Origin of the sequence: Hymenobacter algoricola (genome assembly GCF_039539525.1) — a bacterium.
GTDB classification, from domain to species: domain Bacteria; phylum Bacteroidota; class Bacteroidia; order Cytophagales; family Hymenobacteraceae; genus Hymenobacter; species Hymenobacter algoricola.
The window spans coordinates 16,911-42,491 of the sequence record NZ_BAABDH010000111.1 but is presented as its reverse complement, the minus strand read 5'-3'; the positions used below and the strand labels follow the sequence as shown (position 1 = coordinate 42,491).

Here is a 25,581-nt window from a genome sequence, read left to right as displayed (position 1 = left end):
CGGAAAAAAATATGAAGCAATTTGTTTTTGGGTGGCTCTGCGCGCTGGTGTTGGGACTGAGCGCCCCCGCGTGGGCCCAGAAGAATCCGGCTAAGCAGCCCGTACCGGCCCCGGCCGCGCCGGTGCTGCCTAAGTTCACCGGCAAGCTCTCCAGTGAGCCGGCGCAGTTTATCACCGACGTGCAGTCGATGATGGTGACGACCAACAACACGGCGGCCAAAGCCAGCGCGGCCCGGCTCCAGCAGCTGTGGGCCAGCAACAAGCTCACGGCCACCCAGCAGGGGCGCATCGTGGTGCTGAGCCAGCAGATGCTGGCGCGGCGCTTTAAGCCCCGGCCCGACTTTGAGGCCCTGTTCAATGCCGTAACGGCGGGCGCCACGGTGCAGAACTTCTCCGACAAGCAGATGGACGAGTATCTGGACGTGGTGGCCAAAACCCTGGAGCGGGAGCCGGTGCTGGCCACCCAGAAGTTTTTGCAGACCTCGGCCCAGTTTCTCAGTACCAAGTTTCTCTACAGCTCGCGCTACAACAAGCTGCGCGTTGTTGGCGGCACGTTCAGCTTTGCCTACAACGAAACCGATATGCCCCAGCCGGTGGCCCCCGCGCCACCCCAGCCCGCCGCCCCTTCCCCGGTTTCGACGCCCGTAACCACCGGCGCGCCCATCAAAACCACCACGACGCCCGCTAAGCCCAAACCCGCCAAAAAGAAAAGCAGCAGCGGCTGGGATACGGCCGACCTGTGGGGCGACAGCGGCAGCGGCTGGGGCAGCGACGACGGCTGGGGGACGCCCAAGAAAAAGCCGTTAGCGAAAGCGCCCGCCAAAACCACGCCCGGCACCAAGGCCGCCGCGCCGGTAGCGGAGCCGGAGCCCGAGCCGGCTCCTTCCTACGCTTCCTACGACACCTACGTGGCTCCGCCCACCCGCGGCCCGGTGCTGCTGCTCAAAGATGCGGACCTGTTTATGGCCACCGCCGGCGACTCTATCTTCATCCGCAAGGTGAGCGGCGCCGTGGTGCCCGGCACCAGCCGCTTCGTGGGGCAGGGCGGGCAGTACGTGTGGTCGGTAAAGCAGAACCTGGTGACAGCCGACTTCACCAACTTCGACTTCGACTTCACCAAGGCCGAACTCACGGCCCAGCCCATGACGCTGACGTACCCGGCAGTGCTGGAAGCGCCGGTGCAGGGGGCGTTTGCCTACAAAAGCCTGAAGAAAAAGCCCGGTGCCACCGATTCCGGCTACCCGCGCTTTATTTCGCTCACCAACGACGCCCGCGTCAAGAACATCGGCGACAACATCCGCTACTACGGCGGCTTCTCGCTGGCCGGCAGCCGCACGCTGTCGGCCTCGCTCGACGGCAGCCTCTCGCGCATCATCGTCGAAATCGACGGTAAGCCCAAGTTCCGGGCCTCGTCCAGCGCCTACGTGCTCGGCGACTCGCTGATAACGGCAAACCGGGCGGCCGTCACCATCTTCGAGGATAAGACGGACTCGCTCACCCACCCCGGGGTGAAGCTGAAGTTTTCCAAAACCCGCCAGATTCTGCAGCTGGCCCGCGAGGAAGGCCTCTACAAGACCACGCCCTACGCCGACTCCTACCACCAGATGGAGATTCAGACCGAGATGCTGACCTGGCCGCTGCGCACGCCCAACATCCAGTTTGCCATCCTGACGGCCAAAAACCAGGTGACGGCCAACTTCGAGTCCAAGGAGTTCTACACCAACACCCGCTACCAGCAGATCAAGTCCATCAACAAGCTGCACCCGCTGCAGATGGTGGTGGGCTACAGCCAGGCCCACGGCAACGTGAAAACCTTCACCGTGCAGGACATGGCCACCAACCTCAAGCTCAAGGAAGACAACGTGCGCTCCGCCATTGCCGGCCTGGCCCGGGATGGCTACGTGAAGTGGAACCCCCAGTACGAGCAGGTGACGCTGCTGCCCAAGGCCTCGCACTACGTGAACTCGTCGCGGGGCAAGAAGGACTACGACCATATTGCCATCAAGTCCCTGTCGCCGAACGGCAAGAATGCCACGCTCGACCTGAACAGCAACGACCTGATTGTGCGCGGCGTAGACCGCTTCAACTTCTCCGACGACTCCATAACGGTGTTTGTGAAGCCCGACTCCAGCACCATCCGCATTCAGAAAAACCGCGGTGTGCTCTTCAACGGGACCGTGGTAGCCTCGGCCTTCATCTTCAAGGGCAAGGAGTTCAAGTTCGACTACGACGGCTTCTACGTCGACCTGGTCAAGATTGACTCCATCATCGTGAAAGGCAAGGGCTCGAAAGGCTCGGTGATGAAGGCCCGCAAGGAGTCGGACTTCACCCTGACCAACAAGAACAAGACCTCCGCCGGCCGCCTCTACATCAACGCGCCCAACAACAAGTCGGGCCGCAAGAAGCTGGGGGCCTTCCCCTCGTTCGACGCCAGCACCGGCGCCTACGTGTTCTTCAACAAGCCCGAAGTGCTGGGCGGCGCCTACGACACGGCCGTCTACTTCGACATTCCGCCCTTCAAGCTCGACTCGCTCAACAACAAGAACCGCTCAGCCGTGGGCTTTAAGGGCACGTTTGTGTCGGGCGGCATCATGCCCAGCTTCCAGACCAAGCTGAGCCTGCAGGACGACGGCTCCCTGGGCTTCGTCTACGACGTGCCCAAGGAAGGCTTCCCGGTGTACGGGGGCAAAGCGCGCCTGTTCAACAAGGTCAGCATGAGCAACCGCGGTATTCAGGGCGTGGGCAAGATGAACTACCTGACCGGCGAGTTTCTCAGCGACCAGTTCATCTTCTACCGCGACTCGGTGGTGACGGTGGGCAAAACGGCGACCATCGGCCAGGGGCCGCTCAACGGCGTCGACTTCGCCAAGGTCACGCTGCTGCCGGGCTACCAGATGAAGTGGGCCGTGAAGCAGGACTCGATGTACCTGAGCACCTCCAAGGAAGCCCAGGCCATGAAGTACTACAACGGCGACTACGCCTTCCGCGGCACCACCATCCTGACGCCCGGCGGCCTCTACGGCGACGGCCGCATGGACGGGCCGCAGTCGTTTATCCGCTCCCGCGCCTTTGTGTTTAAGCCTACCAGCTACTCGGGCAAGAAGTCGACGCTGAGCATCAAGTCGGCGGAGGTGAACAAGCCCGCCCTGACGGCCAACGACGTGGCCTTCACCTACAACATCAAGCAGGGCTACGCCGACTTCGCCCGCGAAGAAGGCAGCAAGGCCAGCATCGACCTGCCGTATTCGGACTACAAAACCACCCTCAGCGGCGGCAAGTGGGACTTCAAGAAGAAGATCGTGCAGATGCGCGTGGCGGCCGGCGCCGACTCGTCGCGCTCCTACTTCTACTCTACCAAGCCCGAGCAGAAGGGGCTGAAGTTCCGGGCCAGCACCGGGCTGTACGACCTGAACCGCTACCGTCTGGTGGCCGGCGGGGTGCCTTACATTGCCGCCGCCGACGCCTGGATTGAGCCCGACAGCAACAAGGTGTACGTGCTGGCCAACGCCCAGATGCGCACCTTCCAGAACGCCAACATCGTGATGGACTCGCTCTACAAGTACCACCACCTCTACAAGGGCGAAATCAAGATTCTGTCGCGCACGGCCTTCACTGGCAACGCCCTGTACAGCTACAAGAACGCCGCCGCCGACTCCTTCGCCATCAAGTTCAGCTCCTTCGCCGTCGACTCGGCCGCGGCGCTGGGCGGCAAGCCAATGAAAGGCGGCAAGGCCGTCAGCAAGGGCCTGCTCAAGAAAAAGGACGACGGCCAGCCGTTTGCCCCGCCGACTACCGCCGTGGCTTCCCTCAAGGCCGAGGAGAAATTCCACCTGGCACCGCGCATTTCCTACCGCGGGGCCGTGAACCTGAACTCCAAGAAGCGCGGCTTCACCTTCGACGGGCAGAGCCGGCTGGAGTTCAGCAAGTCCCAGGCGGCCGCCGAGTGGTTTGCAGTCCAGGACAGCATCGACCCCAAGGGCATCAGGATCCGGCTGACCGCGCCCAAGTCGGAAGACGGCACGCCGATGGTGGCGGGCCTGTTCGTGTCCGACGCTTCGATGAAGGTGTACCCGCTGTTTGTGGCCGTGAAGCCGGGCATTACCGACATGAACCTGTTTCAGGTGGACGGCACGCTGAGCTTCGACGCCAAAAAGAAGGTGTACACCATCACCCGCAACGACCTGGCCGACCCGAACGTGTACGAGGGCAGCGTGATGACCGTGGCCGACTCCACGGGCGCCGTCAACCTGCGCGGCAAGCTCAACCTGATCAACTCCAACAAGGACTACACCCTGAACGCCGCCGGCCTGGGCTACGCCAAGCCCGACAGCAACATCTACCGCCTCGATACCTTCATGAACTTCGACATCAACATGCCGGAGAAAGCCGTGGAAGCCATGGGCACCGATATGGCCACCAACACCAAGGGCCTGCCCGAGGCGCTGAACGGCTCGCAGGCCCAGCTCTACAAGATGGGCGAGTTTATCGGCAGCAAGGCCGTGCAGAGCTACTCCGACCGCAAGGGCGGCTACACGGCCCTGCAGAAGGTGTCGGCCAAGTTCCTGCACACGCTGGTGCTGAGCCAGGTGAACCTGGTGTGGAGCCCGAAGCTCAGCGCCTGGTACTCGGTGGGCAAGATCGGGCTGGTCAGCATCGGTAAGAAGGACATCAACGCCCTGATCGACGGCTACATCGAAATCAAGAAGGAAGCCACCGGCGACGCCGTGGAAATGTACCTCGAAGCCGAGCCCCAGACCTGGTACCACATCCGCTACGCCAACAACGTGCTGCTGGCCAAGGCCCAGCACGGCTCCTTCGACGAAATCATCGGCTTCAAGGCCAAGGGCGACTACAACACGGCCACCGAGTACGGCTTCTACCTCGGCGACGACCAGGAAAAGGAAAACTTCACCCGCCACTTCCGCAAGGACTTCCTGGGCGACAACAGCAAGAAGAAGGCCGTGGCTTCCGGCTCCGGCAGCGGGGGCGGGGCCACCGATACCTTCGACTTTATGGAGGCCGACAAGAAGAAGAAAAAGAAGAACAAGGAGGACGCCGCCGTGCAGGATGGCACCGCGCCCGCCGATGCGCCGGTAGAAGACACGGGCAAGAAGAAAAAGAAAAAGGACGACGCCAACGACCCCTTCAGCAACGGCGACGCCACGGCCACTCCGCCGGCCGAGGACACCAGCAAGAAAAAGAAGGAAGCCGTAGTGGAGCAACCCGCTGCTACTCCCGCCGCTACTCCCGCCGCTACTCCCGCCGCTACTCCCGCCGCTACTCCCGCCGCCGCTGACGCTCCGGCGGCCGTTGACCCGAAAGACGCCGCCAGGGAAGCCGCGGCCGCCAAGAAGGAGGAGGAACGTAAAGCCAAGGAGGCCGAAAAGCTCAGGAAGGAAGAGGAGAAGAAAGCTAAGGACGACGAGAAGAAGAAGAAAAAGAACGCCGACGACCCCTTCGGCGACTCCTGAGCCGGACCTTCCCTTATGCCCTACAGCAGCCCCGCCCGGACTCCGGCGCGGGGCTGTTTTTTTTAACCCTCATCAAAAAGGGACGTCATGCTGAGTCCCGCCAAGCATCTCTCCCGCTTCGTTGCTACAGGAATTGCCATTGTAGTAAAGATGCTTCGGCAAGCGGAAGCCAGATCGGGCCCGACGTCCTTTTTCCGACACCATCAGCCCGCGAGATGTCTCGCTTCGCTCGTCATGCCGTTCTTTTGACGCAACACCTATCTTTGGCCAACTCCCTTTCCCCGCTCTGCTGCCCATGAACCTGCCCCTTATTCTTGCCCTGCTGCTCGCCGCCTACCTCATCGGCTCCATCCCGACGGCCCTGTGGGTGGGGCGGCGCTTCTTCGGCCTCGACATCCGGGAGCATGGCTCGGGCAACGCCGGGGCCACCAACACCTTCCGGGTGCTGGGCAAGAAGCCCGGCTCGGTGGTCATGGCCATCGACATCTTCAAGGGCTGGGCCGCTACCATGATGGCCACCGTGATGCTCCAGCAGGGTGCCATTGCGGCCGATAAGCTGCTTTACTTCCAGCTGGCCTGCGGGGTGCTGGCCGTGCTGGGCCACATCTACCCCGTCTTCGCCCAGTTCAGAGGGGGCAAGGGCGTAGCCACGGTGCTGGGCATGATGCTGGCCATTGCCCCGGCCACGGTCGGCGTCTGCATCCTCGTGTTTCTGGTGGTGCTGGTCTTGTTCCGCTACGTGTCCCTGGCGTCCATGTCGGCCGGCGTGGCCTTTGCCCTGCTCCAGCTGCTGCCCGCCTTCCGCCCCCAGAACCCACTGCTGCTCTACTTCGGCTTCATCCTGGCCGCCCTGCTCATCTACACCCACCGGGCGAATATCGGGCGGCTGCGGGCCGGCAATGAGAGCCGGGTGCCGCTGTTTGGGCGGAAGTAATATTCTAACGATAGTAAGGCTGCATCCAAAGCTGCATAATTTTGGTGCGTTCTTGGTTAAACACTGTTTGAATGACAAGGTTGCCTTTAGTAAACCGTTGAGTAATCACAACTAAATCACCCTGCGGGTTTTGAATAACCATCGGTTCGGAATTGGATAGAGGCTGGCCTAAGCGCACCAGCACCGTATCACTCGATGATTGAATGGAAGAGACAGGAAGTGCCACTTTCGTGACCGCACTGAAGTCTTCACACACGTCCAAGTAGCGTTTTTCTCGGAAGGCAATTACCAAGTTCTGTGAGATTGTCTTCTCGCGCTCGAGGCCTTTCAAAACGCTTTCGTCGACAGTAGTGGGCAATGATTTGTAGTGGACATAGATGGGGACGATAATAGCTGCCAGTGCGCCAATTAACGCAACAAGGATGCTTGTGATTTGGGAAGATGTGAAGCGAGGCATTGTAATCAGGCATAGCAGAAACGAGTATAAGAAAATTTAGACTAATACCATATTTATTTGCCCTTATATATTGTGAATGCTATTATTTAGATTACTTTAGAGTGGGCGGCATCATCATTTGTAGATAGACCTGACGGCTGACCCTGTTTGAGATTCATTGTGTAGGACTTGATATGAAATATCGCCACGTACTCCTTGGTATTGTTTTCTGCTTAAGCAGCATTGGTGCGACGAAAGCACAAGATCCTATCCTAAATATTGAAAATAGGGTACAGATTGACCCAATGTGGTGTTGGGCAGCCGCATCTGAGCAGATAATCTATTGGTTGACGGGTAACGATATTTCGCAATGTCAGCTAGTGGCCACTGCTAAGCATGCCAATCCGATGATATGCTGTACCACAGTGGGGGCCTGTAGTGTTCCAGGGAGCTTAACTGATATTCAGAATCTAGTTCTAGCGTATGGCGGGCATTATTCAAGTATTGCTCCACCCGCCAGCCCCAGTGTTTTATACAACACGTTGCTTAACAATAAAGCAGTTGTCATTTATCTTCAAACAAGTCCTACAATTGGTCATTTTGTTGTCTTACGAGGAATGGCGTGGCAAAACACTCCTGATGGCATGATGCCCATCTTTTATTTAAATGACCCGATGTCCATTTATGTTAGGCCAGTCGATTTCAATCAGCTCTACTCTATTTGGAGAGCAGCCATAGTTGTGTATTAGCTTGTCTACTTATACACTAGGGCGCCGTTGCTCGGCAATGCCGAGTAGGGCTTACGCCGGAGAGGCTACACTGCAAGCGTCTTGCACCGCTATCTACTGCCAAACGCCGCCTACGAATCGGCAACGCAGCTGCTCAAAGCGTAGTCGTCACCCGGCACAGCCGAGCGACGGCGGGCGAAACGCTATTCGGCACGGCCGAAGCCCCACCTGGAACCCCCGAAGCTCCGACAAGTACCACTCAGGCAGCCACCGGCTTCTGCGAAACCACATCCGGCCCGACTGAAGAAGTGAAAATAGCTCCGGTAACCTCTTCGGGAGCTCCGATAGCCTCTTCGGTTGCGCCGCAAACGGCTTCGGCAGCGCCGGTAATTGCTTCGGTCGGGCCGGAAACCTCTTCGGTTGCGCCGGGCAGGCCTTCGGGAGCGCCGGGAGGCTCTTGGGTTACGCCGGTAGCTTCTTCGGCTACGCCGGGAAACCTGGGGGAACTACTGGCTGGGGCTTCGGGCTCGCCGGCAGATAATTCAGCCGCGGGCCTAGGATATATTCGTGAGGAAGAATACTTTAGAAGCACCCGATTACCGGGCTGATAGTCGGCGTATTCCTCTCCCTTCCTTATTCCCGCCTTTATGAAAGACAAGAATCCCATTGCCGAATACCCCTTTACCCAGGCCCAGCTGTGGCAGCGCTGCCTCGACCTTCAGCCGTCATTGAGCCGTGATACCACGGAGCTGGCCAAGCGGGGCGTCACGGCGGGGCGCCTGACCAAGTTCCGGCTCGATACCGCCGCCTTCGGCGACATGAGCCCCGACACGGTAGTGGTGCAGGAAGGAGCGGCCGTGACCGACGAAAAGGACGCGGTGGTGCAGGATCTGGAAACCAGCATGCAGGCCGCAATGAGCATCATCATGCTCAAAGACGACCCCCGGACGCCCCGCTACAAGCGGTTTGGGGTGTCCGACGTGTCCAGCCTGGGCGAGGCCAAGCTCCATTTGGCCGCTACCATGCTCGTGCGCCAGGGCCGCAAGTACCTCGAAGAATACAAAGATGAAGGCCTCACCGCCGCCATGCTCGACGCGGTAGAGCAACACAACGAGGCTTTTCTCGAGGGCCTGATGAGCCGTAAGGAGGCCGAAAACACCCGCAGCGGGGCCACCCGGGCCCGTATCCTGTTTGCCAACGGCCTCTACCGGCAGCTGGTGCAGCTCTGCGCCGCCGGCGAGTCGGTGTGGAAGCTCACCGATGCCACCCGGGCCCGCGAGTACGTGGTGGACCCCATCGGGCCGGCCACTCCCAAACCGGCGGTGGCCGGGTAGCCCGCAGCGCCCTGCCCGCCGCCCGCCCCGGCTACCGCTTATTTCGGCTGCCGGGGCGTTTTTGGGTCCGGGGCGCTAGGGAAGGCGGGGGCGGGGGGGTATCTTTAAGACAATTATCGGTGGCAGCGTGCTGCTGCCACCTCCCGCCTTTTCGCCCTCCTTGCTGCTGCCCGGCCCCCGGGTCGGCCCTGCCACACTTTGTATGAAACTAGAACTAAAAAGCGCCCTGGGGCGGCCCTACATTACTATTGAGGATGACCCGCTGAACCGCTGGATTGCAGTGGACTGGGCCGGCTACCTCACCGCCGAGAGCATCAAGGCCGGGGCCGCGGCCTACATTGCGGCGGTAGCCGAGGCGGGCTTCCACTGCGTGCTGAACGACACGCGTAAGGTGCTGGGCCCCTGGGACCATTCGCTGGAGTGGGTGCTGAACGAGTGGGCCCCCAACGCCACGACGGCCGGCGTGCGCTACTTCGCCATGATTTCGACGCCCGACTCGATGGCCGACGCCTCGGCGGCCAAGTTCTACGCCCAGCTCAAGGGCTTCGAGGTGCGCCTCTTCGGTACCGACGAAGAGGGCAAAGCCTGGCTGCGCACCGTGCGCCCCCCCAAGCGCTAGCCGCTGGTTCCTAACTTCCGGCTTCTGCCTACTTTTACCCCCATATCCCAACCAAACCCACCGCCCGCATGGCTTCTTACCTCGAAAGCAACCAGGACCGTTTCTTAAGCGAGCTGCTCGACTGGCTGCGTATCCCCTCCGTTTCGGCTGATCCTAAGTTTCACGGCGACGTGCTCAAGGCCGCTGACTTCCTCAAGGCCCGCCTCGAAGAAGTGGGCATCGAAAACGTGGAGCTGTGCCAGACCGCCGGCAACCCCATCGTCTACGGCGAGAAAATCATCGACCCCAGCCTGCCCACGGTGCTCGTCTACGGCCACTACGACGTGCAGCCCGCCGACCCCTACGAGCTGTGGACCTCGCCGCCGTTTGAGCCCGTCATCAAGGACGGCAAGATCTACGCCCGCGGCGCCTGCGACGACAAAGGCCAGGTGTATATGCACGTAAAGGCCTTCGAGGTGCTGCTGCAGGACGGCGGCGTGCCCTGCAACGTGAAGATCATGATTGAGGGCGAGGAAGAAGTGGGCTCCGCCAACCTGGGCCTCTTCGTGAAGGCCAACAAGGAAAAGCTCAAGGCCGACGTCATCCTGATTTCCGACACCGGCATGCTGGCCAACGACGTGCCCAGCATCGAGGTGGGGTTGCGCGGGCTGAGCTACCACGAGGTGGAGGTGACGGGCCCCAACCGCGACCTGCACTCGGGCCTCTACGGCGGCGCGGTGGCCAACCCCATCAACGTGCTGTGCAAGATGATTGCCTCCCTGCACGACGAGAACAACCACATTACCATCCCCGCCTTCTACGACAACGTGGCGGAGCTCAGCGCCGGGGAGCGCGCCGAAATGGCCAAGGCCCCGCACTCCGACGACGAGTTCAAGCAGAGCATCGGCCTGACCGATATCTACGGCGAGAAGGGCTACAGCAGCATGGAGCGCACCAGCATCCGCCCCACGCTCGACGTGAACGGCATCTGGGGCGGCTACACCGGCGAGGGTGCCAAAACCGTCATTGCCTCCAAGGCCTACGCCAAAATCTCGATGCGCCTGGTGCCCCACCAGACCTCCGACGAAATCACGGCCCTGTTCCAGCAGCATTTCACCAGCATTGCCCCCAGCGGCGTGACGGTGAAGGTAACGCCCCACCACGGCGGCGAGCCGGTAATAACGCCCACCGACTCGGTAGCCTACAAAGCTGCCGCCGACGCCATGGAAACTACCTTCGGCAAGCGCCCCATCCCCACCCGCGGGGGCGGCTCCATTCCCATCGTGGCCATGTTCAAGAGCGAGCTGGGCCTGGATACCGTCCTGCTCGGCTTCGGCCTCGACTCCGACGCCATCCACTCACCCAACGAGCACTTCGGCGTGTTCAACTTTATGAAGGGCATCGAAACCATCCCGCACTTCTACCGCAACTACACGGCGGCCATGAAGAAGTAGCCGCCCGGCCCTGGCCGTAAAAAAAGCCCGGTTCCTGCGCAGGCACCGGGCTTTTGGCTTTCTTAAGTCGTCCGGTTCTTGCGGAACTGGTAGCTGAGCTGGAGCTGGATAACTGAATTGTGGAGCCGGCCGCCGCTGATGCCCGACAGCGCCCGGTTGTAGCGCAGACCCGCCCCCAGCCCCTGGGGCAGCCGGTAGCCCGCGCTCAAGATATAGCCCGCCTCAAAGGTGCGCAGGCCCCCGGTTCCGGTGCTGCTGAAGCGGTTTTTGCCGCCGTCGGACAGCTCCGTCTGCTGGGCCAGCAGCATGCCGACCTGCGGCCCGGCTTCCAGCTCGAAGTTGTGGGGCCGGTACTGCACCAGCAGCGGCAGCTCCAGGTAGTGCAGCCGCTGCGTACCCGATAGCCCGGGAATGCCCGCGAAAGTAACGCCGGTCAGCTTGCTGCCCTTGCCCGCGTACAGCAGCTCCGTCTGAAAGGCAAAGGTGGCCGCCTGGTTGAGCGGCGTGGTCACCGTGACGCCCGCCAGCCCCCCGACCAGCGCGGCGGTGTTGGCGGAGCCGGCGTAGGTGGCCGAGTTGATGCCGCCCCGCAGCCCCGGCACCGACTGCTGGGCGAATACGGCGCCGGTAGGTAGGGTACTGAATAAGGTGAGGGGTAGTAATAGCTTTTTCATAGAGCCAGGCCAAAAAACCAGTAACGGGCCGGAGCGGTGGCCTGGTATGACGAGGCCGGCCCAGGAACAGAAAAGGCTGCTTCCTGTGCAGGAAACAGCCTTTCTGAGGGTAAACGAAGACCGTCGGCGGCTACCAGCCGCCGAAGATATAGCCGCCGTAGAGCTGGAAGGCACTGTTGCGGCGCCTAAACAAATTTTGCGCGCCGGGGTCGTTGGCGGTGATGATGCCGCCGTTGTAGCGCAGCCCGAGGTTAGGGCCGCTTTTCCACTGGTAGCCCAGGCCGGCCACGTAGCCGAGGTCGATAGGGCGGTACTGGCTTTTGGTATTCAGGTCGCTGCCCGGCTTCTGCTTCCCGGCCAGCAGCAGGCCCACCTGCGGGCCGGCTTCAAAAAACAGACCGTCGGCGTGCACCTTCAGCAGCACCGGCACATCCAGGTAGAGCAGGTTGTTCTTGATGTTGACAGCTAGGTCCCGGGTCTGGTCGCCCTTCATCGATATCAGTGCTTCGCCCTGCAGGGAAAGGAAGTCGTTGAGCAGCACGTTGCCGACCAAGCCCCCGTGGCCCCCCACCTTATAGGCGCCGAGGCTGGAGCCGGTGAACGTGGTGTAGCTAACCCCGGCTTTCACGCCCAGCTTGAGCTGAGCCTGCGCAGCTAGGACTGGCGCGGCAAAAAGAACGAGCAGAAGGCTGATCCGACGCATCATCATCATCATCATAGGGCGTTATTTGTTGGGAATCAGGTAGCCCAGCGAAAGCTGGAAGGCCGAGTGGCGGGCATTGTTCAGGTCGCCGTCGAAGTAGCTGCCGTCGTCATTCTTGACGAAGTCGCCCAAGGCGCCGGTGTAGCGCAGGTTCAGGCTCACGCCAGTATCGGCCTGGTAGCCTACGCCCGCTACGTAGCCCAGCTCGTTGCGATTCAGTCCGCTCAAATCCTTTTGGCTGTGCACGGTGGTCGTGGACGTGTTGCCGCTGAGGCCGCCTGTGCGGGTGATGGTGGTTTCGTCCTTCACGCTGAGCAGGTAGGAGTATTGCGGACCACCCTCGAAGACCAGCCCGCCGGCGTTGACCTTGAGCAGCACGGGCACGTCGAGGTAGTTGTAGTTGACCTTGCCTTCGCGCCGCTGGGTGGTGCCAAAGATGTTTTTGTACTCGGCCGACTTGTTCTCGAATCCTTTCTGCGAAAACAGTACCTCCGGCTGCACCGACAGGAACTCGTCGTCGCTAAGGCTGGCATTGAGAATTACGCCGCCCAGAAACCCGATTTTGTTGTTGTAGGTCGTCTCGTTTTCCAGGTTGCCGGCCAGGTTGGAGTAGTTGGCGCCGGCCCGCAGGCCCAGCCGTACGCCCTGCGCGTGCGCGGCCGACGAAAACAACGCTGCTGCCGATAGCAGCGAGGCCAGTAAGAAGGAGGTCTTTTTCATGAGGCCAAAGTGATGTTGGTGAGCAATGCCCGAGGCTGCCGAACCGGAGCCGGCAGGTCAGGCGCCCCGCACCATTTTCAGGCCAATCTGCGCGGTTTGCTGCCAATACTCCGCCGTGTGGCCTGTTGCCGCCACGTTTTCAGGGGATTAGGAAAAGCGCTTTTTGCCCGCTTCCCCCGGTCGGCCGGCCCGCAAATGCAAAAAAGGTGGCCGCCCGGAAGGGCAGCCACCTTTTTTGCGGTTAGCCTAAGCTGACTATTTGGTCGGAATCAAATAGCCGAGCTGCAGCGTGTAGGCGTTGTTGAAAGCCTTGGGCTCGTTGTCGGTATTTTTCGAGTCGATCAGGGAGTTGAAGCCCCGGGCGTAGCGCAGGCCCACGCTCAGGCCGCCTTCGGTCTGGTAGCCCAGGCCGGCCAGGCCGCTGATGTCAAACTGGGCGAGGTCGGACTTGTAGGCATCGTCGCGGCTGACGCCGGTGTAGTCGAGGAAGCCGCTGTTGGCTTCTACCTTGTCTTTTTCGCCGTTGGTGTATTTGGTAGTTGTCTGCGACTTATTCTTGGAGCCGAACAGGTAGCTTACCTGTGGACCCAGCTCGAAGAACAGGCCACCAGCATTGATTTTAGCCAGCAGCGGCACGTCGAAGTAGTGCAGCACGCGCTGCTGCTCCTGCTCTACCGACTTGATGTTGGCGGCGAGGTTGCTGGTTTGGGTGGTTTGGATTTCGTAGCCCTTGCGGTTGTAGAGCAGCTCCGGAGCGAAGGAGAAGAAGCCATCGTCGGTCAGCGGAATGGTTACGGCTACGCCGGCATTGTAGCCCAGCTTATAGTCGCCCAGGTCGGTGCTGTAGTTGGCACCGGTGATTTGCTGCACGTTGTCGCCGGAGATATTGGAGTAGGTGGCGCCGGCTTTGATGCCGAGGCGGAAGCCGCCGGCATCCTGAGCGTGGGCGGTTCCGAAGCTGGCAGCGGCCAGGGCACAGGTAACTATTGCAAGCTTTTTCATGGCAAGTCTGGTAAAAAGTGAAGATGAGGGTGGGTGGGGTGGCAGCTTTCTTCCGATGAAGTCGACACGCAAGCTGGTAACTGGGCCTCATATCGTAAGTTGCCCGGTCAGGGTTGCGCTTTACTGCAGATTTCATTCAGAATTAACCGGTTGGCGGCCGGCCCGTTTCCGGGGAAGTTCAACAGTAGTAGCGGCTTAGAATTTGCCCGGCGGCGCGAAGTTTCCGGCCGCCCTGCCCCGGGTTTTACTATTTTTGACGCCTTGCTTCGCCTGTCTATGCTTTCTGTTGCTGGTCGTTTTCCTGGGGTAGTGCTGGTCGGAATGGCTGGTCTGGGCTCGTTTTCCGCGGCGGCGCAGCCGGCCAGTGCCGTCGCGCCCAAAGGCCCGCTGATTCTGGGCGTTTACGCGCAGGGCAGCTTTATTATTGCCCACACGCCGGCGGTAAAGCACCTGGCCGTGTCGCACCCCACGGGCCTGGAGCTGAACGTGCAGCGGCAGACCAACGGCTCGGAACCCTGGCACGCCTGGTACAAGTATCCCAAAATCGGGGTCAACCTGGTCTACTACGACTACCGTAACCCGGTGCTGGGCCGCTCCTACGCCAGCAGCATCTACCTCAACAAGAGCATTCTGCGCACGGCCCGCCACGAGCTCAACTTCCGCCTCGGCACCGGCATCGCCTACTTTCCCGTGCGCTTCGATCTGGCCACCAACCACAAGAACACCATCGTCAGCTCGCGGCTGAATGCTACGCTGCAGCTGCGCCTGGAGTACGACGTGGCCGTAGCCGAGCACTGGGGGCTGCTGCTGGGGCTGGCGCTCAACCACTACTCCAACGGCGCGACAACCAAGCCCAACTTCGGCATCAACCTGCCCACCGTGCTGGTCGGGTTCAACTACCACCAGCAGCGGCCGTTTCAGCCGCTTGCCATCAACCCCGCAACGGACGAGCCCGCCGACCTCGGTCACAACTTTCTGGATCTGAGCACCAGCATCGGCTGGAAGCAGCGCAATGAGTCGGACCGCCGCAAGTACGCCGTCAACTCGGTAACGGTGATGGGTGGGCGCCGGATAAACCGCAAGAGCAACCTGGTAGTCGGCCTGGAAGGGTTTTATGACCGCAGCCTGCTGGCCCAGCTGCAGGATACCACGCGAACCGGCGAAGCCCTGCCCGACGTGAAGAAAGCCGGCGTGTTCGTGGGCCACGAGCTGCTGTTCGGGCGGCTGGCATTCGGGTCGCACCTGGGCTTTTACGTGTACAATCCCTACAAGTCCAACAAGTTCTACTACGAGCGGCTGGGCCTCAAGTACCACGTTAGCGACCGGTTCTGGGGCTCCGTCGACCTGAAAGTGCACCGCGGTGCGGCCGACGTGGTCGAGCTGAAAGTCGGGACGACGCTATAGAGCCGCGACGGCCGAAACGAGGGAAAGACCGAGTCCGGCTCACCGCTTGGGTAGTCATACCGGGTGCTTCAGCCAGCTGATCCGACGGTTGGGTAAGGCCGAGTGGCTTGCGGCGGCGCAGTGCGCTTACTTAGCCCCTGCGCTGGTGCCCTACTGCCGGCGTCCACGCTTATCAGTTCGCCCATGGAAACGTTTCTGCTTGCCAACCGCTGGATTCATATTACGGCCGGGTTTATCGGCTTCTTCGTGGCCCCGGCGGCCCTGTATGTGCGCAAGGGAGGCCCGGCGCACCGCCTGTGGGGCCGGATTTTCTTCTGGGCCATGGTGGTGGCCGGCAGCACGGCTCTGGTATCGGCGACGTACCACGGCCTCACCTTTCTGCTGCTCACGGGGGTCTTTAGCCTGTATCTGGCCTGGTTTGGCTACCGCTCCCTCTACCACAAGCAGCTGGCCCGCGGGGAGGCCGCGCCGGCCCTGGCCGACTGGCTGGGTGTGGGGCTGGGCACGCTCGTATTTGCGGGCACCATCGGGTACGGGCTGCTGCACGCGCGCCAGAATCCGGTGCCCATCGTGTTCGGGGCCATCGGGCTGATGACGACTACCAGGCAGATCAGGGCTTTCCGGCGTAAGGGTCCCTGGCCGGCCGGGCAGTGGCTGCTGAACCATATGTCGGGCTTCGTGGGCTCGTACATTGCGGCCGTATCGGCTTTTTCGGCCACCAGCCTTGCGTTTATTCCCTTTCCGCTCAACTTCCTGTGGCCCACGCTGGTGATGGTGCCGGCGTTGATATGGGCGCAGCGCCGCTACCGGGCCCGGCTTGCGCACGCGCCGGCCGCCGAAGTGGTGGAAATCCGCATCCAGCGGGCCGCTGCCCGGCCCTGAGCTACCTTACTGCGGCACCAGCGCCTGATTGATGCGCTTTACCAGCGCCGGGCCTTCGTAGATGAAGCCGGTGTAGAGCTGCACTAGCGCGGCACCGGCGGCCAGCTTTTCCTGCGCATCAGCCGGAGAAGCAATGCCGCCCACGCCAATAATCGGCAGGCTGCCCCCGGAGTGCTGGTGCAGGTAACGGATAACGTCGGTAGCCCGCTGCCGCAGAGGGCGGCCGCTAAGGCCCCCCGCGCCCATACTTCCGATGGTAGCTGCCGGCGTGCGCAGGTCGGCGCGGCTGATCGTGGTGTTGGTGGCTACCAGGCCGCTGAGCTGGGTTTCGCGGGCAATGAGCAGGATGTCGTCGAGCTGGCCGTCGGTAAGGTCCGGCGCAATTTTGAGCAGCAGGGGCTTGGGCCGGGGCTGGGCCAGGTTGCGCTCCTGTACCTGCTGCAGCAGGCGGATGAGCGGCTCCTTTTCCTGCAGGGCCCGCAGGTTGGGCGTATTCGGCGAGCTGACGTTTACCACGAAATAGTCGACCACATCGAACAGGGCCTCGAAGCCGGCCACGTAGTCGGCAGCGGCCAGCTCGTTGGGCGTGTCCTTGTTCTTGCCGATGTTGCCCCCGATAATGAGGCCGGTGCGTCGTTGCCGCAGCCGCTGGGCTACGGCGGCCGCCCCGTCGTTGTTGAAGCCCATGCGGTTGATCAGCGCCGCGTCCTGCGGTAGCCGGAACAGGCGCGGGCTGGGGTTGCCCGGCTGGGGCCGCGGCGTCACCGTTCCTATTTCCACGAAGCCAAACCCCAGCGCGGCCAGCTCGTCGGGCAGCTCAGCGTTTTTGTCGAAGCCGGCCGCCAGCCCGACGGGGTTGCGGAATCTCAGCCCGAACACTTCCCGCTCCAGCGCCGGGTGCTCAAAGTCGTAGAGCTGGCGCATCAGCGCGGCCATGCCCGGTAGCCGAAAGCTGCGCTTCAGGTTGTCAAATACGAAGTGGTGAGCCTGTTCGGCATCCAACTGAAACAGCAGGGGTTTAAGCAGGGCTTTGTACATGGCGGGCCACAATGAGTACGGAGTGCAAAGCTCCTACTTATTCGGCGGGAATAACGCGCGCCCAACCCGCATTGCTCCGACTTTTTTTTGCATCGTTATGTGTATGACAGTAAATCAGATACCGCCGTGAGTCGCCCGGGCGTCGGCAGATAAGCCGCCGAAAGTTTGGATACCAACGACAAGTCTAGCACTTTTGCACCCCCACAGAGCGAAAAAATGACCTTCGCTCCCCGGGAAATGATTCTGTAGCTCAGCTGGTAGAGCAGTACACTTTTAATGTACGGGTCCTGGGTTCGAATCCCAGCGGGATCACCAAAAACCCTCACCGCTTTATGCGGTGAGGGTTTTTTGTTTGCCTGAGGCCGGGTTCAGCCGGCCCATCCTTCCCGGTCGAGACTGCGGTACTGGATAGCTTCGGCCAGATGCTCGAGGCGGATGTCTTCCGTGCCAGCCAGGTCGGCGATGGTGCGGGCCACTTTCAGGATGCGGTCGTAGGCGCGGGCGGAGAGGCCCAGGCGCTCCATGGCGGTTTTGAGCAGGGTACGTCCGGCGTCGTTGATCTGGCACATATCCTTCACCATCTGGGGCGGCATCATGGCGTTGCAGTGCACGTCGGGAAACTCCTGGAACCGCCCGACCTGCACCTGCCGGGCCTGCTCGACCCGCTGCTGAATAGCGGCGCTGGTTTCCGACTTGCGGGTTTCGGTCATCTGGTCGAAGGTGACGGGCGTGACTTCTACGTGCAGGTCGATGCGGTCCAGCAGCGGTCCGCTGACTTTGTTGAGGTAGCGCTGCACCACGCCGGGGCCGCACACGCACTCTTTCTCGGGGTGGTTGTAGTAGCCGCAGGGGCAGGGATTCATGCTGGCGATGAGCATGAAGTTGGCGGGGAAGTCGATGCTGACCTTGGCCCGCGAAATAGTGACGCGGCGCTCCTCCAGCGGTTGGCGCATCACCTCCAGCACCGTGCGCTTGAACTCGGGCAGCTCGTCGAGAAACAGCACGCCGTTGTGGGCCAGCGAGATTTCACCCGGCTGGGGGTTGCCGCCGCCGCCCACCAGGGCCACGTCGGAGATGGTGTGGTGGGGCGACCGAAACGGGCGGCTGCTGAGCAGGGAGGCATTGGCGCCCAGCTTGCCGGCTACGGAGTGAATCTTGGTGGTTTCCAGGGCTTCCAGCATGGTGAGCATGGGCAGAATACCGGGCAGGCGCTTGGCCAGCATGGTTTTACCCGCCCCGGGCGGCCCGATCATGATGACGTTGTGGCCGCCGGCCGCCGCAATTTCCAGGGCCCGCTTAATGTTTTCCTGGCCCTGCACGTCGGCAAAGTCGGCGGTGTACTGGTTGGCGGCCTGCTGGAATACCCGGCGGGTATCGAGCGTGACGGGCGCTATGGCCAGCCGGCCCTCGAAGAAATCAATGGCCTGCTGCATGGTTTCGACCGGAATCACGTCGAGGTTATTGACGATGGCCGCTTCCTGGGCGTTTTCGACGGGCAGCATGATGCCTTTAAACCCTTCCTTGCGCGCCTGAATGGCAATGGGCAACACGCCGCGAATGGGCCGCAGGGCTCCGTCGAGGGCCAGCTCGCCCATGATAATGTAGTGGCCCAGCTCCTCGGTAAGCAGCTGTTGGGAGGCGTGCAGGATGCCCAGGGCAATGGGCAGGTCGTAGGACGAGCCTTCCTTGCGGATATCGGCGGGCGCCATGTTCACCACTACCTTGGTGCGCGGCATTTTGTAGCCCCGGAATTTGAGGGCCGCCTCAATGCGCTGCTGGCTTTCCTTGATGGCGTTATCCGGCAGCCCGACCACGAAGAAATTGGTGCCCTGTGACACCACCACTTCAATGGTGATGGTGTTGGCGTTTACGCCCTGCACGGCCGAGCCGTAGGTTTTGGTAAGCATAGCACACGAAGGATAGGACGGGAAGAACTGGCTAAATATAGAACGTTTAGAACACGAAAAGCCGGTCGGCCCAGCTAAGCTGAACCAACCGGCTTTTCGTCGGTATCACCGCAGTAGGCGGGGCTACTTCACCAGCTGCTCAATGAGTAGAATCAGGATGTGAATGGCTTTGATATGGATTTCCTGGACCCGATCGGCAAAGCCGGCGTGGGGGGCGCGGATTTCTACGTCGCAGAGGCCGGCCAGCTGGCCGCCGTCCTTGCCGGTGAGGCCCACGACTTTCATGCCGGCGGCTTTGGCGGCTTCGGCGGCGCGCAGCACGTTGGGCGAGTTGCCGCTGGTGCTGATGGCCAGCAGCACGTCGCCGGGGCGGCCCAGGGCCTGCACGTAGCGGCTGAACACGTACTCGTAGCCGTAGTCGTTGGCCACGCAGCTCATGTGGGAGGCTTCGGTGAGGGCAATGGCGGCCAGCGCGGGCCGGTCCTGGCGGTAGCGGCCGGTGAGCTCCTCGGCAAAGTGCTGGGCATCGCACAGGGAGCCACCGTTGCCGCAGCTCAGGATTTTGCCCTGGGCCCGCAGGCTTTCCGCCATCAGCCGGGCAGCCTGCTCGATGCTGCTGATTTGGTTGGGGTCGGCCAGAAACTGGTCGAGGACGGTGCGGGCTTCGGTTAGTTCGGCCCGGATAAGTTCGGTGAGCGGTGCAGGCACGGCGGCGGAGTTACAGCGCCGGACGGTTGTGGGGGTCCGAAGCTGGGGAAGGAGTAATGATTGTGTTGGGCTGGTCCAGGGGCACATTCAGCAGGCCGGGGTCCGACTGCGGGAAGGTGGGATGCTGCCCGTCGTGCGCGGCTTCGGGGCGGGCGGGCGGCGCCGTGTAGGCGGGCTCGGGAGCCACCACGGGCGGCAGGGTAGTGGTGCCGCCGGCCCGCTGCTGCCCTTCGGCGCGCGGGTTGGTCTGCTGGTCGTAGAGGCGGGCTTTGAGCTCGTTGATCTTGCCGTTGTGCAGGGCTACTTCCCGGCGCAGCAGCACGCTGTCGAGGTTTTCGGTGATGAGCTGCAGCCCGAGCAGCACCAAGCCGGTGATGAACAGCGCTTTATACAGCCCGACCGGCCCGCTGCTGAACATCCCTTGGGCGGTGGCATTCACCGAGGGCACCAGCATGAGCAGCAGCCCGAGCAGAACAAAAACCATTACCAGAATGGTGACGAGACGTTTGATGGCAAGCATGAGTAAAACGGAGTTGGATTTCGGAGAAACCGATGGCTACACCACGCGGAGGCCTCATTGGCGGGTTAAATATAGGGCTTTGCCAATTCGGGCGCGCAAACAAGCCGCGGCTACGGGGCTAAACGCAGGAATCCGGCTTACCGTTGGCTGCCGCGGCTGACCTTAGGCCAGCAGGCCGTTGGTCTGCATCTGATTCAGGCGCTGATACAGCCCGCCCCCCCGCAGCAGATCCTCGTGGGTGCCGCGCTCCACGATGCGGCCGTGCTGGAGCACAATGATTTCGTCGGCGTGCTGGATGGTGCTCAGCCGGTGGGCAATAACCAGGGACGTGCGGTTCTGCATCAGCCGCGTCAGGGCTTCCTGCACCAGCTTTTCGCTTTCCGTGTCGAGGGCCGAAGTGGCTTCGTCCAGAATCAGAATGGGCGGGTTGCGCAGGATGGCGCGGGCAATGCTCAGGCGCTGCCGCTGCCCGCCCGAAAGCCGGGAGCCCCGGTCGCCGATGGTGGTCTGGTAGCCCTCGGGCGTCTGGACGATAAACTCGTGGGCGTTGGCAATACGGGCAGCTTCGATAACCTCTTCCTCAGTGGCCTCGGTATTGAAGCGGATGTTGTTGAAGATGGTGTCGTTGAAGAGGATGCTTTCCTGGGTAACGATGCCCATCTGGTCGCGCACGGAGTGAATGGTGCAGTCGCGCACCTCGTGGCCGTCGATGAGGATCTGACCGCCGGTGGGGTCGTAAAAGCGCGGCAGCAGGTCGGCCAGCGTCGATTTGCCCCCGCCCGAGGGCCCGACCAGCGCCACGGTCCTGCCTTTCTGGATGGTCAGGTTGATGTCCTGCAGCACCAGCTGGTCGCCGTAGCCAAACTGCAGGTTGCGCAGCTCAATCTGGCGCTGGAAAGCGGGCAGCACCTGCGCGTCGGGCTTGTCGCGGATGGCGGGCTCGGTGTCGATGATGCTCAGGATTCTTTCGCCCGCCACGAGGCCGCGCTGGATGTTGCCAAACGACGAGGAAAGGGCCTTGGCCGGCGTGAGCACCTGCGAAAACAGAATCACGTAGCCGATGAATACCTCGCCCGTCAGGTTCGACTGGCCGCCCAGAATGAGCGTGCCGCCAAAGTAGAGCAGCCCGGCCACCACCGTCACGCCCGCAAACTCCGAAAACGGGGAAGCCAGGTCGCGGGTGTTGTCGATGGTGCGGGAGGTGCGGGCGTACTGGTCGTTCTGCTCCTCAAACTTGCCCTTGATGTAGCCTTGCGCGTTGAAGGCCTTGATAACCCGGATGCCGCCCAGGGTTTCGTCAATCACCGAGAGCATGGTACCCAGGGTTTTCTGGCTGAGCTTGGCCTGGGTGCGCAGGCGCTTGGCCACGCCGGCAATAACGCCCCCCGAAATGGGCAGCAGAATCAGCGTAAACAAGGTTAGGGGCACCGAAATGTGGAACAAGACCACGAAATAGGCCACAATGGTCAGTGGCTCCTTGATGACGGCCGTCATGGTGTTGACCACCGAAGTTTCGACTTCCTGCACGTCGGAGGTGAAGCGCGACATCAAATCACCTTTCCGCTCCCCGCCGAAAAAGCTCAGCGGCAGTCCAATGATGCGGTGGTACAGGTCGCGGCGCAGGTTCTGAATCACGCGGGCCCGGATTTTGGCCAGCAGGCGCAGACTCAGGTAGCGGAACACGTTGCTCAGCAGCACCGAGCCCACCACTACCAGGCACACGAAGGCCAGCGCGCCGAGCTTGCCGCGGTCGGCCAGCACGTCGGCGAAGAAGAAGTTGAACGTGTCGGTGACCCACTGAATGGTGGGGCGGAAGGCGGGCAGCCGGTCGGGGGCCAGCAGGGGCACTTTGTCCGTTTTGTCGAACAGGACTTTGAGCAGGGGAATAATCAGGGTGAAGTTGCCGATGCTGAAAAAGATGGTCAGCACGGTATAGAGCAGGTACTGCGGCAGAAAGCCGGCCAACGGCCGGGCGTAGTGCAGAATGCGGAGGTAAGTCTTCATGGGGGCAGCAAAGGTAACCGGCATTCTGTTGCGGGCCGGGCAACCTTTTGCGGCCGACGCACGAGTTCAGCCCATATTCTACTCCCAGCTCTGACCCCAACTTATGGAACGCAAGGAATTTATTCACCTCTTCGGAATGGGCGCCGCCGCGGTGCTGGCCTCGGGCTGCCTGGGTGGCTGCGCCAGCAAAGACCCGGACCCGGCGCCCGGCCCGCCGCCGGTCGTCACCCAGGTCGATTTTACGCTTGACCTGATGGCCCCCGAAAACGCGGCGCTGCACGATCCGGCCCGGGGCTACGTGTACGGAGCCAACAAGCAGGTAATCGTGGTCAAAACGGCGGCCGGCGGCTACGCGGCGCTGCAGGCGCCCTGCCCGCACCAGGGCACGACCATCGTCTTTGAGTCCGGCCCGAGCCAGTTTGTGTGCCCGAATCACGGTTCCGTCTTCACCCTGGACGGCACGGTGGTGACGGGGCCCGCCAACCGGGCGCTGCGGCGCTACACGGCCACCCAGACCGGCAATCTGCTGCGCGTAACCAGCTGACTCTGCCGGCCCCCACGAAGCCATCCAGCCGTCCGGCTGCTGCCACCCATAACCAGCCGCGCCGATTGCAGGCGGCGCGGTTTGTTGAAAGCAGCCGCCGGGTGCGGGTGGCTTCCCGCGGGTCAGCCGGCCGGAACAATAGCCACCACCTCGATCCGGCCCAGAATGTTGCGGTTGAATTCGGTCAGCTCGGCGGCCGGCACCCACAGCTCCTCATGGTGGGCGTGGCCTACGGTTTGCCCCGGAAACTGTGCGGCGTAGTCGGCATCAACGGCACAGCGCACCACGTAGCCCACGCCGGAGTCCGGCCCGCTCCAGTCGCAGGCCGGCTGGGTGCCATATTCCTCCTGCAGCACGGGGTAGAAGACCCATTGCCCGGGTCCGCCGGGCGGAAACGCCAGCCAGTCGGTGGCGGCAATCAAGTCCAGCTCCGCCTGATCGACGGGCCGGAAAAGCAGCAGCGCAGCCGGTTCGTGGCGCATCGGGGGCCGGGCTTAAAACTCGTGGAGACGCTGGGCAATGTTCCAGCGTACGGTCACCGACGAAAACGCCTCCGTGCCATTGCCCAGCGCCGGCGTGGCGCTGGTCTGGCGGCGCACAATCTGCTTGGCGTCGAGCCACAGGTTGTGGTGAAGCTGATAAGTAGCCGTCAGGTCGCCGTGCAGCAGCCGGGTGGTGTTGCCCTGGCCCACACTGTTGCCATACTCGCTGACGCGGGTGGTGTAGGGCTTCAGCACGTTGCCGCCGTAGTTGGGCTGGGAAGCGGGGTCCGGGGTGGCGTTATCCAGCCCTTGCTCCGAGTAGAAAGCCTTGGCCACCACGTTCAGGCGGGGCAGCGGCTGGTAGCTCACGATGCCGATAATCTCGTACAGGTTAGACCCCATTGGGTGAGTCAGCGGCTGCCGGTAGTGCTGGTAGTTGGTGTATTCGCTCACGTGCTGGTAGGTGTAGGGCCGGATGTAGTTGAACTCCGCCTGCAGGTCGAGGTTGCGGATGCCGGCCACGTCGATATATTTGCCGCCCAGCTGGAAGGATTGCCGGTTGCCCTGCCAGCCATTGCCGGCGCGCACTTCGCTGATAACGAATTCGTCGAGCATCAGCTGCCCGTAAATCTGGCCGCGGTGCAGGATGTTCCATTTAAAGTCGGCGCCGAGCAGGGCGTTGTCGGCCGAGCCCACCTGCTGCTCAATGCTGCGGTAGAAAATAATCGGGTTCAGGTACTGCAGCTCAAAGCGCCCTTTCCCCCGGGCAAACATCACCGACTCAAACACACCTACGTTGAAGTTGGGAGTCACGTCGAGGCTGAGATGGTGCATGGCCATGTACTTTTTGGGGTACACCTGGTTGGTACCAATGGCATTGGCGTTGAGCTCGGCAAACAAGTTCTGGTAGTTGAACTTCCAGATGCGCGTGTTCAGCTTCAGAAAGAAGTAGGGGGCCGAATAGTCGGACAAAATCAGGGAGCGGTAGCCGTTGCCGATGATGTTTCGGTCGTGCCCCAACTGCACGTTGATATGCTTGGTAGCCGCGTAGGTCAGATAGCCCCGGGCCGAGAAAAAGTCGTACTGGTCGGCGCGGCCCTTGAAGTTTTTCAGGAAGGTTTCGTGGGGTACGATACTGTCGCGCTGCACCCGGTTCTGCACGTAGGCCGGCACCGCCATCTGGTTGTCGGCCAGAAAGGTGTAGAAGCCCAGGCGGCCATCAATGGTGCCTTCTACCTGCAGGCCGCGGGTGTTGAGGTAGCGCAGGCCGCCGTTCTGGTTGTCGTAGCCGGCTTGTAAGCCCGCTACCGGGTTCACGCGCAACGTGAAGTCCGGCTTGGCGACGTGAAACACGTCCGACTGGTTCGTATAGAAATACTTGAACACCGGCCGCGGGCGCTGGTTTACGGTCGAGGCCGCGTCGGTGTATTCCCAGTTGTCACGCAGCAGATAGGTGGCATTAAACTGGTCGGCCGCCGAAAGTCCCGCCGCGTTGTCTTCGCTTAAGATTCGCTCTCCGAGGCGGGCCACGCCGGCCCGGTGGTAGGGTCGCACGGAGGTGTGCGGGTCGCCAAGCGAATCGGACCCGTACTTGATGGCGTAGCGGTCAATGAGGCGGTACACATCTTGGTCAAGCGGCACGTAGGTAGAGCCCTGCGTGGCCCTGCCCGAATAGCGCATCTTGGGAGCGGGGGGCACCGGAGCAGAAACGGCCGGCGCAGAGCCAGCGGCGGGCGGCGGGCTGGCTATGTTCGGCGCAGGCTCAGTACCGGCCGGGGCCGGGGCCGGCGCTACAGCGGGCGTATCGATTTTGGCCGGCTTCGGCGACGAGCTTCGGGGGGCCGGCTTAGGCTTGGATCCGTCCTCGGGCGTAATCGGATGGTCGAAAATCAGCCAGACCGGATCTTTATCGGTGGAAGCCGGCGGGGTAGTCTGGGTGGGTGTTGTCTGGGCCGTGGCGGCGGGTGCCAGGGCACTGAAAACCGGCAGCAGCAGGAGCAGTAGGAATTTGTTCATAGGAGGCAGAGCCGCGCTTCGG

Annotated in this window: 21 protein-coding genes and 1 tRNA gene; 10 read left to right on the top strand and 12 right to left on the bottom strand. The window is 62.0% G+C overall.

The genetic code is table 11. The features are described 5' to 3' along the window. Nucleotides 1–11 precede the first annotated feature (11 nt). Complete coding sequence (locus ABD842_RS19170) at nt 12–5,471, top strand: hypothetical protein (RefSeq protein WP_345117434.1); 5,460 nt, start codon at nt 12–14, stop codon at nt 5,469–5,471. A gap of 295 nt (nt 5,472–5,766) precedes the next feature. Next, the gene (gene plsY / locus ABD842_RS19165; RefSeq protein ID WP_345117432.1) at nt 5,767–6,405 is read left to right on the top strand and encodes a glycerol-3-phosphate 1-O-acyltransferase PlsY; all 639 of its coding nucleotides are present in this window, start codon (nt 5,767–5,769) and stop codon (nt 6,403–6,405) included. A gap of 4 nt (nt 6,406–6,409) precedes the next feature. Here the strand turns inward: plsY and ABD842_RS19160 are convergent, their stop codons facing one another. Next, nucleotides 6,410–6,862: a hypothetical protein gene (locus tag ABD842_RS19160; protein WP_345117431.1), complete on the bottom strand. Its 453-nt coding sequence runs from the start codon at nt 6,860–6,862 to the stop codon at nt 6,410–6,412. Nucleotides 6,863–7,035: 173 nt separating this feature from the next. Here ABD842_RS19160 and ABD842_RS19155 point away from each other — a divergent pair, with 173 nt between their 5' ends. The 4 genes from ABD842_RS19155 (at nt 7,036) to ABD842_RS19140 (ending at nt 10,955) form a co-directional block, all read left to right on the top strand. After that, complete coding sequence (locus tag ABD842_RS19155; protein ID WP_345117429.1) at nt 7,036–7,590, top strand: papain-like cysteine protease family protein; 555 nt, start codon at nt 7,036–7,038, stop codon at nt 7,588–7,590. Between the two features lie 626 nt (nt 7,591–8,216). Next, nucleotides 8,217–8,903, top strand: coding sequence for a hypothetical protein (locus tag ABD842_RS19150; RefSeq protein ID WP_345117427.1), 687 nt, complete (start codon nt 8,217–8,219; stop codon nt 8,901–8,903). 202 nt (nt 8,904–9,105) lie between these two features. Beyond that, entirely contained in the window at nt 9,106–9,522 is a 417-nt protein-coding gene (locus tag ABD842_RS19145) for an STAS/SEC14 domain-containing protein (protein WP_345117425.1), read from the top strand. A 68-nt stretch (nt 9,523–9,590) separates the two neighbouring features. After that, a complete protein-coding gene (locus tag ABD842_RS19140) occupies nt 9,591–10,955 on the top strand; it encodes a dipeptidase (RefSeq protein ID WP_345117423.1) in 1,365 nt (454 codons plus the stop codon). Nucleotides 10,956–11,017: 62 nt separating this feature from the next. Here the strand turns inward: ABD842_RS19140 and ABD842_RS19135 are convergent, their stop codons facing one another. The 4 genes from ABD842_RS19135 to ABD842_RS19120 all read right to left on the bottom strand — a co-directional run bounded on the left by ABD842_RS19135 (nt 11,018) and on the right by ABD842_RS19120 (nt 14,054). Beyond that, nucleotides 11,018–11,629 carry a porin family protein gene (locus ABD842_RS19135; protein ID WP_345117421.1) on the bottom strand — a complete coding sequence of 204 codons (612 nt, stop codon included), beginning with the start codon at nt 11,627–11,629 and terminating at the stop codon, nt 11,018–11,020. A 130-nt stretch (nt 11,630–11,759) separates the two neighbouring features. Continuing rightward, nucleotides 11,760–12,347 carry a porin family protein gene (locus ABD842_RS19130; protein WP_345117419.1) on the bottom strand — a complete coding sequence of 196 codons (588 nt, stop codon included), beginning with the start codon at nt 12,345–12,347 and terminating at the stop codon, nt 11,760–11,762. A gap of 6 nt (nt 12,348–12,353) precedes the next feature. Beyond that, complete coding sequence (locus ABD842_RS19125; protein ID WP_345117417.1) at nt 12,354–13,052, bottom strand: porin family protein; 699 nt, start codon at nt 13,050–13,052, stop codon at nt 12,354–12,356. Between the two features lie 255 nt (nt 13,053–13,307). Beyond that, nucleotides 13,308–14,054, bottom strand: coding sequence for a porin family protein (locus ABD842_RS19120; protein WP_345117415.1), 747 nt, complete (start codon nt 14,052–14,054; stop codon nt 13,308–13,310). Between the two features lie 276 nt (nt 14,055–14,330). On the opposite strand from ABD842_RS19120, the gene ABD842_RS19115 reads away from it, so the two are divergent. Further along, nucleotides 14,331–15,458: an acyloxyacyl hydrolase gene (locus tag ABD842_RS19115; protein ID WP_345117413.1), complete on the top strand. Its 1,128-nt coding sequence runs from the start codon at nt 14,331–14,333 to the stop codon at nt 15,456–15,458. 183 nt (nt 15,459–15,641) lie between these two features. Further along, complete coding sequence (locus ABD842_RS19110; RefSeq protein ID WP_345117412.1) at nt 15,642–16,340, top strand: DUF2306 domain-containing protein; 699 nt, start codon at nt 15,642–15,644, stop codon at nt 16,338–16,340. Nucleotides 16,341–16,346: 6 nt separating this feature from the next. On the opposite strand, the gene ABD842_RS19105 is transcribed toward ABD842_RS19110, so the two are convergent. Next, on the bottom strand, nt 16,347–17,378 hold the full coding sequence (locus ABD842_RS19105) for a quinone-dependent dihydroorotate dehydrogenase (RefSeq protein WP_345117410.1): 1,032 nt from the start codon (nt 17,376–17,378) through the stop codon (nt 16,347–16,349). 239 nt (nt 17,379–17,617) lie between these two features. On the opposite strand from ABD842_RS19105, the gene ABD842_RS19100 reads away from it, so the two are divergent. Continuing rightward, nucleotides 17,618–17,693 (top strand) — tRNA-Lys (locus ABD842_RS19100). Nucleotides 17,694–17,746: 53 nt separating this feature from the next. Here ABD842_RS19100 and ABD842_RS19095 read toward each other — a convergent pair. From ABD842_RS19095 to ABD842_RS19080, 4 genes are all read right to left on the bottom strand, one after another. Continuing rightward, nucleotides 17,747–19,285: a YifB family Mg chelatase-like AAA ATPase gene (locus ABD842_RS19095; RefSeq protein WP_345117408.1), complete on the bottom strand. Its 1,539-nt coding sequence runs from the start codon at nt 19,283–19,285 to the stop codon at nt 17,747–17,749. A 123-nt stretch (nt 19,286–19,408) separates the two neighbouring features. Beyond that, nucleotides 19,409–19,993 carry a D-sedoheptulose 7-phosphate isomerase gene (gene lpcA / locus ABD842_RS19090; protein WP_345117406.1) on the bottom strand — a complete coding sequence of 195 codons (585 nt, stop codon included), beginning with the start codon at nt 19,991–19,993 and terminating at the stop codon, nt 19,409–19,411. Between the two features lie 10 nt (nt 19,994–20,003). Beyond that, nucleotides 20,004–20,513: a hypothetical protein gene (locus ABD842_RS19085; RefSeq protein WP_345117405.1), complete on the bottom strand. Its 510-nt coding sequence runs from the start codon at nt 20,511–20,513 to the stop codon at nt 20,004–20,006. Between the two features lie 162 nt (nt 20,514–20,675). After that, nucleotides 20,676–22,517, bottom strand: coding sequence for an ABC transporter ATP-binding protein (locus ABD842_RS19080; protein ID WP_345117403.1), 1,842 nt, complete (start codon nt 22,515–22,517; stop codon nt 20,676–20,678). Between the two features lie 103 nt (nt 22,518–22,620). Here ABD842_RS19080 and ABD842_RS19075 point away from each other — a divergent pair, with 103 nt between their 5' ends. Further along, nucleotides 22,621–23,061 (top strand): QcrA and Rieske domain-containing protein, encoded by a 441-nt coding sequence (locus tag ABD842_RS19075; protein ID WP_345117401.1) that lies wholly within the window; start codon nt 22,621–22,623, stop codon nt 23,059–23,061. A gap of 122 nt (nt 23,062–23,183) precedes the next feature. Here ABD842_RS19075 and ABD842_RS19070 read toward each other — a convergent pair whose 3' ends face one another. After that, the gene (locus ABD842_RS19070) at nt 23,184–23,543 is read right to left on the bottom strand and encodes a hypothetical protein (RefSeq protein ID WP_345117399.1); all 360 of its coding nucleotides are present in this window, start codon (nt 23,541–23,543) and stop codon (nt 23,184–23,186) included. Nucleotides 23,544–23,555: 12 nt separating this feature from the next. After that, on the bottom strand, nt 23,556–25,559 hold the full coding sequence (locus ABD842_RS19065) for a hypothetical protein (protein WP_345117397.1): 2,004 nt from the start codon (nt 25,557–25,559) through the stop codon (nt 23,556–23,558). Between the last annotated feature and the right edge of the window lie 22 nt (nt 25,560–25,581).